At 70.3% G+C, this 14,271-nt stretch carries 13 protein-coding genes; 4 read left to right on the top strand and 9 right to left on the bottom strand.

What is annotated here, in order from left to right; translation table 11 throughout:
* Window positions 1-36: 36 nt before the first annotated feature.
* Window positions 37-1,149, bottom strand: coding sequence for a winged helix DNA-binding domain-containing protein (locus CLU95_RS12980; protein ID WP_099793667.1), 1,113 nt, complete (start codon window positions 1,147-1,149; stop codon window positions 37-39).
* Window positions 1,150-1,159: 10 nt separating this feature from the next.
* Window positions 1,160-1,984, bottom strand: a complete 825-nt coding sequence (locus CLU95_RS12985) for a pseudouridine synthase (RefSeq protein WP_099793669.1) — start codon at window positions 1,982-1,984, stop codon at window positions 1,160-1,162.
* A 165-nt stretch (window positions 1,985-2,149) separates the two neighbouring features.
* Between CLU95_RS12985 and CLU95_RS12990 the strand changes: the two genes are divergently transcribed.
* The 4 genes from CLU95_RS12990 to CLU95_RS13005 all read left to right on the top strand — a co-directional run bounded on the left by CLU95_RS12990 (window position 2,150) and on the right by CLU95_RS13005 (window position 5,551).
* A complete protein-coding gene (locus CLU95_RS12990; RefSeq protein WP_099793671.1) occupies window positions 2,150-3,292 on the top strand; it encodes an MGDG synthase family glycosyltransferase in 1,143 nt (380 codons plus the stop codon).
* Window positions 3,289-3,789: a hypothetical protein gene (locus tag CLU95_RS12995; RefSeq protein WP_099793673.1), complete on the top strand. Its 501-nt coding sequence runs from the start codon at window positions 3,289-3,291 to the stop codon at window positions 3,787-3,789. The genes CLU95_RS12990 and CLU95_RS12995 overlap by 4 nt, the downstream gene beginning before the upstream one ends.
* Entirely contained in the window at window positions 3,786-4,331 is a 546-nt protein-coding gene (locus CLU95_RS13000; protein ID WP_099793675.1) for a dual specificity protein phosphatase family protein, read from the top strand. The genes CLU95_RS12995 and CLU95_RS13000 overlap by 4 nt, the downstream gene beginning before the upstream one ends.
* Before the next feature lie 89 nt (window positions 4,332-4,420).
* Window positions 4,421-5,551, top strand: coding sequence for a zinc-binding dehydrogenase (locus CLU95_RS13005; protein WP_099793677.1), 1,131 nt, complete (start codon window positions 4,421-4,423; stop codon window positions 5,549-5,551).
* A gap of 214 nt (window positions 5,552-5,765) precedes the next feature.
* Here the strand turns inward: CLU95_RS13005 and kdpE are convergent, their stop codons facing one another.
* From kdpE to kdpA, 7 genes are read right to left on the bottom strand one after another with little or no spacing between them, the layout of a single operon-like run.
* Entirely contained in the window at window positions 5,766-6,467 is a 702-nt protein-coding gene (kdpE, locus tag CLU95_RS13010; RefSeq protein WP_099793679.1) for a two-component system response regulator KdpE, read from the bottom strand.
* 8 nt (window positions 6,468-6,475) lie between these two features.
* Window positions 6,476-9,226 carry a DUF4118 domain-containing protein gene (locus tag CLU95_RS13015; RefSeq protein ID WP_099793681.1) on the bottom strand — a complete coding sequence of 917 codons (2,751 nt, stop codon included), beginning with the start codon at window positions 9,224-9,226 and terminating at the stop codon, window positions 6,476-6,478.
* A 13-nt stretch (window positions 9,227-9,239) separates the two neighbouring features.
* Window positions 9,240-9,371 (bottom strand): hypothetical protein, encoded by a 132-nt coding sequence (locus tag CLU95_RS31150; RefSeq protein ID WP_257214615.1) that lies wholly within the window; start codon window positions 9,369-9,371, stop codon window positions 9,240-9,242.
* Entirely contained in the window at window positions 9,361-9,714 is a 354-nt protein-coding gene (locus CLU95_RS13020) for a hypothetical protein (RefSeq protein WP_099793683.1), read from the bottom strand. Before CLU95_RS13020 ends, CLU95_RS31150 begins: the two co-directional genes overlap by 11 nt.
* Window positions 9,715-9,726: 12 nt before the next feature.
* Window positions 9,727-10,326, bottom strand: a complete 600-nt coding sequence (gene kdpC, locus CLU95_RS13025; RefSeq protein ID WP_099793685.1) for a potassium-transporting ATPase subunit KdpC — start codon at window positions 10,324-10,326, stop codon at window positions 9,727-9,729.
* A gap of 13 nt (window positions 10,327-10,339) precedes the next feature.
* A complete protein-coding gene (gene kdpB / locus CLU95_RS13030; protein ID WP_099793687.1) occupies window positions 10,340-12,457 on the bottom strand; it encodes a potassium-transporting ATPase subunit KdpB in 2,118 nt (705 codons plus the stop codon).
* A 13-nt stretch (window positions 12,458-12,470) separates the two neighbouring features.
* The gene (kdpA, locus tag CLU95_RS13035) at window positions 12,471-14,270 is read right to left on the bottom strand and encodes a potassium-transporting ATPase subunit KdpA (protein WP_099793689.1); all 1,800 of its coding nucleotides are present in this window, start codon (window positions 14,268-14,270) and stop codon (window positions 12,471-12,473) included.
* Between the last annotated feature and the right edge of the window lies 1 nt (window position 14,271).

The following is a 14,271-nucleotide window of genomic DNA, read 5'->3' on the forward strand; positions in this document are numbered from 1 at the left end:
TGGCCCTGCGCCGCGGCGCAGCGTAGGCGCGAAGACTTAGGCGGGGCTTAGGACGCGGACCGCGTGCCGCTCATTCTCTGCATCCGCGGCAAAGGCCAGCAGGCGCAGCGCCTCTTCCTCCACGCCGCGCCGGTCGGCCACCGACCAGCGTGTGAAAGGCTCCAGCACCACGGTGGCCGCCTGCGTCGTGCGCTCGATCTTCCAGGTGCCCGCCACGAAACCGTCGAGCAGCACCGTGCCACGCACGATGCCGTTGACGGTGAACACGCGGGCGCGGTGCGCCTCGTCGAGCACGCGGCTGCGGTCGGCGTGCGAGAGCAGCAGGTTGTCCCATTCGGCGACCAGGCGCGGCGGCGCGGGCGTGTCGGGGTCGGGCCGCGGCGCACGCGGCAGGTCGAAGAGCTCCTGGCCCTGCTCGCCGGTGAACACGCGCAGCTGCGGCCTCAGCCGCTCGGCCACGGCCTTCCAGCCCGTGAGGCCCGACCAGGCGCCGGCATCGGCCAGCGTCGCGGGGCCGAAGGCGGCGAGGTAGCGCAGGAGCAGGTCGTCTTGCGTGGCGGTGGCGATGCGGGTGGCGGAATCGCCCAGCCATGCCCCGAGTGGCTGCAGCAGCGCGTTCTGGTGCGAATTCCAGCTGCCCGCGGGCGGCAGATGGACCAGCGGCACGTTGTTGCGGATGAGCGCGGCGAGCGAGGCCGGTGCGTGGTCTTTCCAACGCATCGCAAGCGCCTGGCCGAGCGCCGTGCCGGTGAGCGGTCCGCCGCCGAGCAACGCACGGCCCGCCTTCACCACGGCCGCACGGTCGACGCCTTCAAGGGCCCGCGCATGCAGGCCCGACAGGCCGCGCTGGTGCACGGGTTCGAGCAACGGCCGCCAGGCCCACGCGTCCGGGGCGGTCATGAGATGCAGGGTGGCGCGCAGCGTCGACATGCGCACGATGCGGCGGTTCTTCAGCGCGTCGGTCAGCTGCTCGCGGCGAAAGCCTTCGAGCCGGCTCCACAGGCCGACGTACGGTGGGTTGGGCGCCTGCGCCTGCAACCCGGCCAGTTTGTCGATGGCCTGCACGACGGTCGCCTTGCGCCGTGCCAGCAGCATCTGCCGCGCCAGCGTGGCCCGGTTCAGTGCGCGACGGCTCAGCACCGCGGCCATGGGCAGATTCTTAGAACTTCTCGTGCGGCGCCAGGTAGCGCCACTGCCCCACCGGCAGGTTGCCGAGCATCACCTTGCCGATGCGCACGCGCTTCAGGCCCACCACCTTGAGGCCGACCAGCTCGCACATGCGGCGGATCTGGCGCTTCTTGCCTTCGGTGAGCACGAAGCGCAGCTGCTCGGGGTTCTGCCACTCGACGCGCGCCGGCTTGAGCGCCTGGCCGTCCAGGCTCAGGCCGTGCCGCAGCCGGGCCAGCATGGCGGGCGGAAACACCGCCTGCACGTTGGTGGTGACCGGGTCGTCGTCGTCCAGGCGCACCAGCTGGCCGGTGGGCGCGGGCTGGTCCAGGCCGTGGTAGGCCACGCGCACGAGGTATTCCTTGTCCATCACCGAGTCTTCGCCGATGAGCTGGCGCGCGATGCGGCCGTCTTGCGTCATCACAAGCAGGCCGGTGGAGTCGATGTCGAGCCGCCCGCACGGCGCCAGGCCGCGCAGCTGCTGCGGGCCGAAGAAGAAGCGTGCGTTGTCTTCCACCCAGCGGTTCTGCGGCGTGAAGAGCGTGACCGCCGGCTCGTGGCCGTCTTCGGCCTGCCCGCTCACGTAGCCGATGGGCTTGTTGATAAGGATGGTGACCTGGTTCGCCTGCTGGCCCTTGGCGGCCTTGTCGACCTCGATGCGGTCGTTGGGCGTGACCTTCACGCCCATCTCGGCGGGCTTGCCGTTGACGCGCACCCAGCCCTGCGCGATCCAGTCGTCGGCCTCGCGGCGCGAGCACAGGCCGAGTTCGGCCATGCGTTTGTTGAGGCGGATCGGGGCGGGGGCGTTGTCGGTCATGGGAGCAGTGGTTGCGGCTGGCGGGGTGGCGGTGCGCAGCCCGCGGGACGGGGCGTCCCGTGACATTTTCGCCGATGCCGGGCGCCGTGCGACGCGCGGGGCCGATGTGTCGCAATGCGTGGCGATAATGCGCGCCAATCGGCACGCCGCCGGCACCCCTACTGCATGACCCATCTCCTGATCCTCAGTGTGAGCGCCGGCAACGGCCATGTGCGCGCCGCCCAGGCGCTTGAAGCCACCCTCGTCCAGTCGTTCCCGCCGCACACCGCGGTGCATGTCGACGCCATGGCCCATGTGCCGGCGGGCTTTCGCAAGGTGTACACCGACTGGTACCTCCAGCTGGTGAACCGCGCCCCCGAGCTGTGGTCGTACCTGCACCAGCGCACCGACGTCACGCCGCACCACGCGCCCTCGCAGCGGCTGCGCCGCGGCATCGAGCGCCTGAGCACCGGGGCGCTGGTGCGCGAGATTCGCCGCGCCAAGCCCGATGCCGTGATCTGCACCCACTTCCTGCCGGCCGAGCTGCTGATGCGCGAGCGCAACCGGGGCCGCATCGAATGCCCGGTGTGGCTGCAGATCACCGACTACGACCTGCACAACATGTGGCTGGTGCCGGGCATGACGGGCTACCTCGCGGCGACGGAAGAAGTCGCCTTCCGGCTGCGCGCACGCGGCATTCCGCCCGAGCGCGTGCACGTCACGGGCATTCCGGTGATGCCGGCCTTTTCCGAGCCCGATGCGCCGGAACTCGCGCATGCCGCCTGCGCCAGCGCGCTGGGGCTGGACCCCGCACGGCCGGTGCTGCTGATGGCGTCGGGTGGTGCCGGCGTGGGCGACCTGCCGAGCATGGTGGAACGCGTGCTCGCGCTCGGCGGCGACACGCCGTTCCAGGTGATCGCCGTGGCCGGCCGTAACGCTGACGCCCACGCACGGCTCGAAGCGCTGTCGCAGCGCCATCCGGGCCGCGTGGTGGCCGTCGGCTTCACGAACGAGATGCACAAGATGATGGCCGCGGCCGACCTGGTCGTGACCAAGCCCGGCGGCCTCACGGTGTCGGAGTGCCTGGCGCTGGGCAAGCCGATGCTGCTGATCTCGCCGATTCCGGGGCAGGAAGAGCACAACGCCGGCTTCCTCATGGAAGAAAGCGCCGCCTGGCTGGCCTACGACGCCATCGGCCTGGACTACAAGGTCGCGCGCCTCATGGCCGACCCCGCCAAGCTCGCGGACATGGCCGCGCGCAGCCGCGCCCTGGGCAAGCCGCAGGCCGCGCGCGCGGTGCTGCAGCGCGTGCTGGGCATTGCCGAATGAGCGCCGCCGCCGGGGAGCCCCGGCCCCACATCGGCCGCACGCTGGTCTACCTTGCGTGGGTCGTGACGATGGCGTTCTTCTTCGCCAACGCCGAGATCCAGATCGAGGGCGGCGCCGGCTGGGCCACCTCGCTGCCCACCTGGCGCATCGAGAACAACATCTGGCTCGACCTGTTCTGGGGCGGGCGCGCGATGACGGGGTATCACGCCTGGGTGTTCACCTTCATGATGCTGGTGTTCTTCTCGCCGCTGGCCTTCCAGGGACGCTGGACATGGCGCGACTGGGGGCTGGCGCTCGCGGGGCTGATCGTGTTCTGGGTCTGCGAAGACTTCCTGTGGTTCCTCATCAACCCGGCCTTCGGCTTCGAGAACTTCAACCCGACCAAGGCTTTCTGGCACAAGCACTGGGTGTGGGGCGCGCCGGTGGACTACTGGGGCGGGCTCGCGGTGGCGCTACTGATCCTGGTGCGCCGGCACTGGCCTCGCCGCACGCGATGACGACAACAACGAAGACTGCCGACCTGCGCCCCGGCCACTGGGCCGATCCGCTCGATGCCCTGCAGGTCGAGAACCTGCACCGCATCACGCCCACGCTGTACCGCAGCGCGCAGCCGCGCCGCGCGAACGTGGCGGCGCTGCAGTCGCTGGGCATCCGCACCGTCGTGAGCCTGCGCTCTTTCAACGACGACCGGAAGGTGTTTGCCGGCAGCGGCATCCGGCTGGTGCGCGTGCCGATCAACACCTGGTCGATCGACGATGCCAAGGTGCTGCGCGCGCTGGTCGCGATCCGCGAGGCCGAGACTCAAGGGCCGGTGCTCATCCATTGCATGCACGGCGCCGACCGCACGGGCGTGGTGGCGGCCGTCTACCGCATGGCCGTGCAGGACTGGGACAAGGACAGCGCGCGCCAGGAAATGCTGCGCGGCGGCTATGGGTACCACACGCTGTGGCGCAACATCCCGCGCTACATCGAGCGGCTCGACCCGCTCAGGATGCGCCACGCGCTGGCCCATGCCCCGGTGATTCCCGTGGTGTCCTGAAGGCGCCAGCAGACGCGCACACCCGCTCCTATACTGGCCGCCCCGTGGCCGATGGCCATCTTCGAACGACCTTTCACAGGGGCTTCTCCATGGCACTCCAACTGCGCTCTCTCGTCCGTTCCAACGGCGAACTCGAACTCTCGCTGCACGACGACCCGATGCCCGAACCGCAGGCCCACGAGGTGGTGATCCGCGTCGAGGCGGCGCCGATGAACCCGTCGGACCTGGGCCTGCTCTTCGGCGCCGCCGACATGAGCACCGCGGTGGCCTCCGGCACGGCCGATCGCCCCGTCGTCACGGCCATGGTGCCCGAGCGCGCACGCGCCTCGATGGCGGCGCGGCTCGACCAGTCGATGCCGGTGGGCAACGAAGGTGCGGGCGTGGTGGTCAAGGCCGGTTCGTCGCCGGCCGCGCAGGCATTGCTCGGAAAGACGGTGGCGGCCATCGGTGGTGCGATGTATTCGCAGTACCGCTGCCTCGCCGCTGCGCAGTGCCTGGAGCTGCCTGCGGATGCCACTCCTGCCGATGGCGCCTCGTGTTTCGTCAACCCGCTCACCTCGCTGAGCATGGTCGAGACCATGCGGATGGAAGGCCACAAGGCGCTGGTGCACACGGCGGCCGCGTCCAACCTCGGCCAGATGCTCAACAAGATCTGCCAGAAGGACGGCATCGACCTCGTCAACATCGTGCGCAAGCCCGAGCAGGAAGCACTGCTGCGCGGCATCGGCGCGAAGTACGTCTGCAATGCGAGCTCGCCGGACTTCCTCGAACAACTGACCGACGCCCTGGTCGCCACCGGCGCCACGCTGGCCTTCGACGCCACGGGCGGCGGCAAGCTCGCCGGCCAGATCCTCGGCTGCATGGAAGCGGCGCTGAACCGTACCGCCAAGGAATACAGCCGCTACGGCTCGACCACGCACAAACAGGTCTACATCTACGGCGGCCTGGACCGCAGCCCCACCGAGTTCGTGCGCAACTTCGGCATGGCCTGGGGCATGGGCGGCTGGCTGCTGTTCCCGTTCCTGCAGAAGCTGGGCGATGAAGGCACGCAGCGGCTGCGTTCGCGCGTGGTGGCTGAGTTGAAGACGACGTTTGCGAGCCACTACACGCGGGAGGTGTCGCTGGTGGAGGCGCTGCAGCTGGATGCGATCGGGGTGTATGGGAAGCAGGCTACGGGGGAGAAGTTTCTGCTGAATCCGAACAAGGGCGTGGCGGCCTGATCGCTTGCCTGGGGTGAGCGGCTGTCGTGAGGTGATGGCCGCTGCCCTCACCCCAACCCTCTCCCCGAGGGGAGAGGGAGCAAGACCTCGGCGCCACTGAGCGCCCTCTTGCGTACCTCTCGCCGCTCTCGCTCTTGTCCCCGTCTTGTCCCCTCTCCCTCTGGGAGAGGGTTAGGGTGAGGGCATGTGCCGCCGATGAAGCGCGGCCTCCTCACTAGACAACCAGCCGGTACCCCACAGCCGTCTCGGTCAGCAAGTGCTTCGGCTGCGCCGGGTCCGTCTCCAGCTTCTGCCGCAAATGCCCCATGTAGATGCGCAGGTAGTGGCTCTGGTCCGTGTGCGACGGGCCCCACACTTCGCGCAACAGTTGCCGCTGCGTCAGCACGCGGCCGGCGTTGGCCACCAGCACGCAGAGCAATCTGTACTCGGTCGGCGTGAGGTGCACCTCGGCACCGGCGCGGCGCACGATGCGTGCGGCGCGGTCCAGTTCGATCTCGCCGAAGCGGAACACGGCCTCTGCGGCCGGTTCATCGCCGTTGCCGCTCGCCGCACGCGGCCTGCGCAGGTTGGCGCGCACGCGGGCCAGCAGTTCGCCGGTGCCGAAGGGCTTGGTGAGGTAGTCGTCGGCGCCGGCGTCGAGTGCGGCGATCTTGTCGGCTTCGTCGGTGCGGGCCGAGAGCACGATGATCGGCACCTGCGACCAGCCGCGCACATCGCGGATCAGCGACACGCCATCGCCGTCGGGCAGGCCCAGGTCGAGCACCAGCAGGTCGGGTTGCCGCGTGCCGGCGGCGGCAAGGCCGTCGCGCAGCGTGCCGGCCTCGTGCACCTGCCAGCCTTCGGCCTCGAGCGCGCCGCGCACGAAGCGGCGGATCTGCGGCTCGTCTTCGATCACGATGGCGGTGGGGGATGGCATGGCGGGTTTCAGAGCTGGGCTTCAGCGGGTTCGGGGGGCTCGCGGCGCGGCAAGGTGACGGTGAATTCTGCACCGCCGTCGCGCGCATTCGCCGCGCTGATCTCGCCGCCATGCGCGCTCACCACGGCGCGGCAGATGGCCAGGCCGAGGCCGACGCCGGGCGTGGCGGATTCGGCCTCGCCGCGCGTGAACTTGTCGAACAGCGTCTGCTCGCGGCCGTGCAGCGCGGCCGGCAGGCCGGGGCCGTGGTCGCGCACGGTGAGCACCAGCGTGCCGGCCTCGGCGCGCGCGCCCACCTCGATGGGCGCGGCGCCGTACTTGGCGGCGTTCTCCAGCAGGTTGACGAGCACGCGCTCGATGAGCACGGCGTCGAACTCGACCAGCGGCAGCTCGGGGTCCCAGGCGGTCTGCACCACCATGCCGCGCAGCGCGGGGCGGGCGGCGCGGATGGCGGCGCCCACCACCTCTTCGACCGACTGCCAGTCGCGCCGCAGGTTGACCGTGCCGCCGGCCACGCCGCTTTCGAGCCGCGCCATGTCGAGCAGGTTGCTGACCAGCGCATGCAGCGCATGGGCCTGCGTGACGATGGCGCGCGCGGCCTCGCCGTGTTCTTCGGGCGGCAGGGTCTGCAGCGATTCGGCCAGCGCGATGAGCGCGGTGAGCGGCGTGCGCACGTCGTGCGAGATGGCGCCGAGCAGCGCGTTGCGCAGGCGCTCCGATTCCATCTCGACCACGGCCTGCTGCGCCACTTCGACATAGTGCACGCGCTCCAGCGCGATGGCGATCTGGCGCGCGAGCGTGTCCAGCTGCTGCGCCTGCTCGGGAATCAGCAGCCAGCGCGGGCGGGCCGGGCACAGCGCGAGCACGCCGCGCACGCGCATCGGCGCGCGCAGCGGCACGTAGTGCCAGGGCTGCGCGGCGAGCGTGGCGGTGGCCAGGCCGGCGGGCTGGCCGTGGCGGAAGGCCCAGTCGGCCACCTGCGCGTCGAAGCCGGGCGGCGGGTCGGCGGGGGGCACGAGCTGGTCGGCCGCATCGGTGACGAGCACGCGCGCATGGCCGCCGAAATGGGCCTGCACGGCGGCGGTGCCGAGTGCGACGACCTGGGTGCTTTCGAGCGCGGCCGAGAGTTCGCGCGTGAGCTCGAACAGCGAGCGCGCGCGGCGCTCGCGGCTGGTCGACACGCCGGCCGCAAAGCGCAGCCCGGCCGTGAGCTGGCCCACCAGCAGGCCGACGCCGAGCATGACGGCGAAGGTCAGCAGGTACTGCACGTCGCTGACCGCGAAGGACAGGCGCGGCGCGACGAAGAAGTAGTCGAAGGCCGCCACGTTGAGCATGGCCGCGAGCGCCGAAGGACCGCGCCCGAAACGCATCGCCACGCCCACCACGCCGAGCAGGAACAGCATGACGATGTTCGACAGCTCCAGCACGTTGGCCAGCGGCGCACAGAGCAGCGTGAGCGCGATGCTGGTGGCAGCCGCCCAGGCGTAACCGGGCCAGCGGGACTGCGCGCGCTCGTCGTCTTCGTCGTCGTCGGCACGCGCTGTTGCGAACGGCACCTGCGACAGGCGGCGCGCGCTGTCGGCGCGACCGACCTCGAGGATGTCGAGCGCCGACGCCCGCTGCGCCAGCGCGCGCGACAGCGGCACGGCGGACCCGCCCCACCAGCGCCGCCAGCCGCGCACGGGTTCCGATCGCCCGATGACCAGCGTCGCGCAGTTGAGGCGCCGCGCCTGCTCGGACAGTTGCTCGGCCACGTCGGCGCCGGTGAGCACCGCCGTGGCCGCGCCCAGTTCTTCGGCCAGCTTGAGCACGGCGAGGATGCGGTCGCGCTGTGCCGCATCGAGGCGCTGCAGCCGCGGCGTCTCGACATACGCGGCATGCCAGCGCACGTTGAGCTGGCCCGCGAGCCGCGCGGCGGTGCGCACGGTCTGCGCCGCGCCCTCGTGCGGGCCGACGCAGGCCAGGATCGCGCCCGAGGTGTTCCAGGCCTGCAGCGCTGCACCGCCCTGCCCGTTGCCGCCGGGGCCCGACTGCTCGACGCGCCAGCCGCGCACGTCGTCTTCGACATGCTCGGCGGTGCGGCGCAGGGCGATCTCGCGCAGCGCGATCAGGTTGCCCTTGCGGAAGAAGTTCTGTGCGGCGCGCTCGGCCTGCTGGGGCAGGTAGACCTTGCCGGCCGCGAGCCGCGCCGTGAGTTCGTCGGGCGTGACGTCGACCAGCACCACCTCGTCGGCCTCGTCGAGCACGGTGTCGGGCACGGTCTCGTGCACGCGCACGCCGGTGATGGCGCCGACGGTGCCATTGAGGCTTTCGAGGTGCTGCACGTTGAGCGCCGACCACACCTCGATGCCGGCAGCCAACAGCTCCTGCACGTCTTGCCAGCGCTTGGCGTGGCGCGAGCCGGGCGCGTTGGTGTGGGCCAGTTCGTCGACCAGCAGCACGGCGGGCTTGCGCGCCAGCGCGGCGTCGAGGTCGAACTCGGCGAGCGTGCGGCCGCGATAAGGCAGCTCGCGCAGCGGCAGCGTGTCGAGCCCCGTGAGCAGCGCGGCGGTCTCGCTGCGGCCGTGCGTTTCGACCACGCCGATGAGCACGTCGCGCCCGGCCTCGCGCTCGCGCCGGGCGGCGCTGAGCATGGCCCAGGTCTTGCCCACGCCGGCGCTGGCACCGAAGTAGATGCGCAGCTTGCCGCGCAGCGCGCGCGCCTCGTCGCTGCGCAGTTGCGCGAGCAGGGCGTCGGGGTCGGGGCGGGTCTCTGGCATGGGAAGGTGCAGGTTATCGCATCGGCCCGCTCTTGCGTCGCCGCGGATGCCGACGTGCAGTGCGCGACAGCACCCACCAGGCAAAGCCCAGCGGCACGAACAGCGCCGCCATGGCCAGCAGCACGTGCAACAGGTCAGTGACCATGGCGCAGGCCGCAGCGCGTGAGGTGATCGCGCCAGCTCATGAGCCGGCCGATCTCGCCCGAGGGCACGCATTCGATGAGGCGGTGCAGCACCTCGGCGTAGCGCGCAGTCGGAAAGCGGATCATCAGGCGCACGCAGGGCGCGTCGCTTTCCTGCGAGCTGCAGGCATGCAGTAGCGGCTCGCAACGCACCACGCCAGCCTCGGCGCACGCCGCAATGCTGCGGCGCACGCGCAGCGCATCGGCGCAGCAGACGGTGACGTCGAGCACGTGGAACTGCGTCGTGCGCGGCGCGATCGGACTTCGCACGACGCTGGGGTGTTCACGGTAGGCGGCATAGGCCATGGTTTGTTCTCCTCAACGCACCGTCGAAGAAGCATCGAGCGCCAGGTTCAGCGCCAGCACGTTGACGCGCGATTCGCCCAGCACGCCCCACAGCGGCTTCTGGGTGTTCTGCACGACCAGCGCATTGACCTGGTCCAGCGGCACGCCGCGTTCGCGCGCCACGCGGGCAGCCTGGTAGTGCGCGGCGGCGGGGCTGATGTCGGGGTCGAGGCCGCTGGCCGAGGCCGTGACGAGGTCCACCGGCACCGGCGCGGTGTTGCCCGGGTCGGCCGCACGCAGCGCCTCGACGCGCGCCTTCACCGCATCGGCCAGCGCGGGGTTGAGCGGGCCCTGGTTGGAACCGCCCGAGGCGCTCGCGTTGTAGGGCTGCGGCGCGGTGGCCGACGGGCGGCCCCAGAAGTGCTTCGGGTCGCTGAAGTTCTGGCCGATGAGCGCGGAGCCGACGGGCTTGCCGTCGCGCACGACCAGGCTGCCCGCCGCCTGCGACGGGAACAGCGCTTGCGCGGCGCCGGTGACGGCTGCCGGGTAGATCAGGCCGGTGAGCGCGCTCAGCAGCGCGAAGAGCACGAGCGCGGGGCGCACGATGCTGCCTTGGTTGTTGTTGTCGTTCATGACGAAGAACTCCTCAGACCAGACCGACTGCCACGAGCAGCCAGTCGATCAACTTGATGCCGATGAAAGGGACGAGCAAACCGCCCAGGCCATAGATGGCGAGGTTGCGGCGCAGCAGCGCGGCGGCGCCCACGGGCCGGTAGCGCACGCCCTTGAGCGCCAGCGGGATCAGGAACACGATGACGAGCGCGTTGAAGATCACCGCCGACAGGATGGCCGACGACGGGCTGGCGAGCCGCATCACGTTCAGCGCACCCAGCTGCGGGTAGGTCGACACGAAGATCGCCGGAATGATCGCGAAGTACTTCGCCACGTCGTTCGCGATCGAGAAGGTGGTGAGCGAGCCGCGCGTCATGAGCAGCGCCTTGCCGGTCTCCACCACCTCGAGCAGCTTGGTCGGGTTGGAGTCGAGGTCGACCATGTTGCCGGCCTCCTTCGCGGCCTGCGTGCCGCTGCCCATGGCCACGGCCACGTCGGCCTGCGCGAGCGCGGGGGCGTCGTTGGTGCCGTCGCCGGTCATCGCGACCAGCCGGCCTTCGGCCTGGTACTTGCGGATCAGCGCGAGCTTGTCCTCGGGGGTGGCCTCGGCCAGGAAGTCGTCCACGCCGGCTTCGGCCGCAATGGCGGCGGCCGTGAGCTTGTTGTCGCCCGTGATCATCACGGTCTTGATGCCCATGCGGCGCAGCTCGGCAAAGCGGTCCTTGATGCCGGTCTTGACGATGTCCTTGAGCTCGACCACGCCGAGCACGCGGTTGCCTTCGGCCACGGCCAGTGGCGTGCTGCCGCGGCGTGCCGTTTCTTCGGCGGCGCGCAGCATCTCGGCCGGCATGGTGCCGCCGAACGATTCGACATGGCGGCGCACCGCATCGACCGCGCCCTTGCGCAGCACGATGGCGTCGGTGTCCAGGCTGTGGGGCGCGGCCGGCAGGTCGACACCGCTCATGCGGGTCTGCGCGGTGAAGGGCACATAGCGCAGTACGTCGACAGAGGCGGCTTCGAGGCCGTCGCGACGTGCGAGCTCGACGATGCTGCGGCCCTCGGGCGTTTCGTCGGCCAGCGAGGCGAGCATGGCGGCGCGTGCGAGGCGGCCCTTCGGCACGCCGGGTGCGGGCAGGAAGGCGCTGGCCTGGCGGTTGCCGTGCGTGATGGTGCCGGTCTTGTCGAGCAGCAGCACGTCGACGTCGCCGGCGGCTTCCACCGCGCGGCCCGAGGTGGCGATCACGTTGGCCTGCATCATGCGGCTCATGCCGGCCACGCCCACGGCCGAGAGCAGGCCGCCGATGGTGGTCGGGATCAGGCACACGAGCAGCGCGACCAGCGCGGTGAGCGACACCACGGTGCCCGCACCGGCGGCCTCGACGCTGAACACCGAGAACGGCAGCAGCGTGACGGTGACCATGAGGAACACGATCGTCAGTGCGACCAGCAGGATGGTCAGCGCGATCTCGTTCGGCGTCTTGTGGCGCTTGGCCGCTTCGACCATGCCGATCATGCGGTCCAGGAACGACTCGCCGGGGTTCACCGAGATGCGCACCACCAGCCAGTCGGACAGCACGCGGGTGCCGCCGGTGACGGCCGAGAAGTCGCCGCCCGACTCGCGCACCACGGGCGCCGATTCGCCGGTGATGGCGCTCTCGTCGACCGAGGCCACGCCTTCGATGACTTCGCCGTCGAGCGGAATCACGTCGCCGGCTTCCACCAGCACGACGTCGCCCTTGCGCAGGTTGGGTGCCTGCTCCGGCAGCCACGGCGCACCGTGGTGCGGCTGTTGCTGGTCCTTCAGCTTCTTGGCCCAGGTGTCCTTGCGCAGGCCGCGCAGCGACGCCGCCTGCGCCTTGCTGCGGCCTTCGGCCAGCGCTTCGGCGAAGTTGGCGAACAGCACGGTGAACCACAGCCACACGGTCACGGCCAGCACGAAGGCAGGCTGCATGCCGGTGTCGCCCGGGAAGCTCAGCGCATGCACCCAGAGCAGCGTCGTGAGGATGCTCCCGATGTAGACGATGAACATCACCGGGTTGCGCCACTGGGTGCGCGGGTTCAGCTTGGCGAAGGCGCCCCAGAGCGCGGGCTTGACCAGTGCTGCATCGAACAGCGAAAGGGAAGTCTTGGAGGTTTTGGTTTTGACAGTCATGGTGCGCTCCTTCTTATTTCCAGAGCACGAGATGTTCGACGATCGGGCCCAGGGCCAGTGCCGGCACGTAGTTGAGCAGACCGACCAGCAGCACGGTGCCGATCAGCAGGAAGACGAACAGCGGGCCGTGCGTGGGCAGCGTGCCGCTGGTGACGGGCAGGCGCTTCTTGGCGGCCAGCGCGCCGGCAATGGCGAGCACCGGCACGATCATCGCGAAGCGCCCGAGCCACATCGCCAGGCCGAGCAGGCCGTTGTAGAACGGTGTGTTGGCCGACAGGCCGGCGAAGGCGCTGCCGTTGTTGTTGGCGGCCGAGGTCAGCGCATACAGCACCTCGGAGAAGCCATGCGCGCCGGGGTTGGCGATGCCGACCTTGCCCGCGCCCGCGCTCACCGCCAGCGCCGTGCCCGCCAGTACCAACACCGGCGTGACCAGGATGGCGATGGAGATCAGCTTCATCTCGCGCACCTCGATCTTCTTGCCGAGGTACTCGGGCGTGCGGCCGATCATCAGGCCCGCGATGAACACCGCGAGCATGGCGAACACCAGCATGCCGTACAGGCCGCTGCCGACGCCGCCGAAGACGACCTCGCCCAGCTGCATCAGCACCAGGGGGACCATGCCGCCGATGGGCGTGAGCGAGTCGTGCATGGCGTTCACCGCGCCGCACGAGGCGGCGGTGGTCACGGCGGCAAAGAGGGCCGAGGCGTCGATGCCGAAGCGCACTTCCTTGCCTTCCATGTTGCCGCCGCTTTGCAGCGCGCTCGCCATCTGGTCCACGCCCAGCGGACCCAGCAGCGGGTTGCCGGCCTGCTCCGCCGGCGTGACGACCAGCACGGCCACCACGAACAACACCGTCATCGCCGCGAGCACGGCCCAGCCCTGGCGCAGGTCACCGACCACGCGGCCGAAGGCGAAACACAGTGCCGCCGGGATCAGGAAGATCGCCAGCATCTCCAGCAGGTTGCTGAACGCGGTCGGGTTCTCGTACGGATGCGCCGAGTTGGCGTTGAAGAAGCCACCGCCGTTGGTGCCGAGCATCTTGATCGCTTCCTGCGAAGCGACCGGGCCCATGGCCAGCGTCTGCGTGGGCGTGGTGGCGTCTTCCATCACGGGCGCGCCCTTGTCGTCCTTCAGCGGCTGGCCGTCGGGGCCGTTCTTGGGCTGCTGGAAGGCCGTGGCCTCGAGCGTCTGCACCGACTTGTAGGCGTCGAAGTTCTGGATCACGCCCTGCCCCGCAAGGCACAGCGCGAGCACGAACGAGATCGGCAGCAGCACCCACAGCGTGACGCGCGTCACGTCGGCCCAGAAGTTGCCGACCAGGCCCTTGCCGTCACCACGGCGCGCAAAGCCGCGCACCAGTGCGAAGGCGACCGCGATGCCGGTGGCGGCGGAGAAAAAGTTCTGCACCGCCAGGCCGAGCATCTGCGTGAGATAGCTCATGGTCGACTCGCCGCCGTAGCCTTGCCAGTTGGTGTTGGCGACGAAGCTCACCGCCGTGTTGAAGGCCGAGTCGGGCGACACCGCGCCCATGCCGGCCGGATTGAACGGCAGCCCGCCCTGCAGGCGCTGCAAGGCGTACAGAAAGATCGCGCCGATGGCGTTGAATGCCAAGAGCGCCAGCGCGTAGCGCAGCCAGTGCATCGACTGCTCGGGCTTCGTGCCCGCGAGGCGGTACAGCGGTGCTTCGACGCGCTGCATCCAGCGCGGCACGCGCTCGCCGCACAGCGCGGCCAGCAGCTTGCCCAGCGGCCAGGCCAGCACGAGCAGCGCGCCGAGAAAAAGGGCCAACAAGACCCAGGCCGAGGTTTCCATG

The sequence above is a fragment of the Variovorax sp. 54 genome (genome assembly GCF_002754375.1).
GTDB lineage: Bacteria > Pseudomonadota > Gammaproteobacteria > Burkholderiales > Burkholderiaceae_C > Variovorax.

Bases quoted from the DNA above. Each gene is read 5' to 3' on its own strand.
- CLU95_RS12980 (WP_099793667.1), bottom strand. From the start codon at position 1,149: ATGGCCGCGGTGCTGAGCCGTCGCGCACTGAACCGGGCCACGCTGGCG.
- CLU95_RS12985 (WP_099793669.1), bottom strand. From the start codon at position 1,984: ATGACCGACAACGCCCCCGCCCCGATCCGCCTCAACAAACGCATGGCC.
- CLU95_RS12990 (WP_099793671.1), top strand. From the start codon at position 2,150: ATGACCCATCTCCTGATCCTCAGTGTGAGCGCCGGCAACGGCCATGTG.
- CLU95_RS12995 (WP_099793673.1), top strand. From the start codon at position 3,289: ATGAGCGCCGCCGCCGGGGAGCCCCGGCCCCACATCGGCCGCACGCTG.
- CLU95_RS13000 (WP_099793675.1), top strand. From the start codon at position 3,786: ATGACGACAACAACGAAGACTGCCGACCTGCGCCCCGGCCACTGGGCC.
- CLU95_RS13005 (WP_099793677.1), top strand. From the start codon at position 4,421: ATGGCACTCCAACTGCGCTCTCTCGTCCGTTCCAACGGCGAACTCGAA.
- kdpE (WP_099793679.1), bottom strand. From the start codon at position 6,467: ATGCCATCCCCCACCGCCATCGTGATCGAAGACGAGCCGCAGATCCGC.
- CLU95_RS13015 (WP_099793681.1), bottom strand. From the start codon at position 9,226: ATGCCAGAGACCCGCCCCGACCCCGACGCCCTGCTCGCGCAACTGCGC.
- CLU95_RS31150 (WP_257214615.1), bottom strand. From the start codon at position 9,371: ATGGTCACTGACCTGTTGCACGTGCTGCTGGCCATGGCGGCGCTGTTC.
- CLU95_RS13020 (WP_099793683.1), bottom strand. From the start codon at position 9,714: ATGGCCTATGCCGCCTACCGTGAACACCCCAGCGTCGTGCGAAGTCCG.
- kdpC (WP_099793685.1), bottom strand. From the start codon at position 10,326: ATGAACGACAACAACAACCAAGGCAGCATCGTGCGCCCCGCGCTCGTG.
- kdpB (WP_099793687.1), bottom strand. From the start codon at position 12,457: ATGACTGTCAAAACCAAAACCTCCAAGACTTCCCTTTCGCTGTTCGAT.
- kdpA (WP_099793689.1), bottom strand. From the start codon at position 14,270: ATGGAAACCTCGGCCTGGGTCTTGTTGGCCCTTTTTCTCGGCGCGCTG.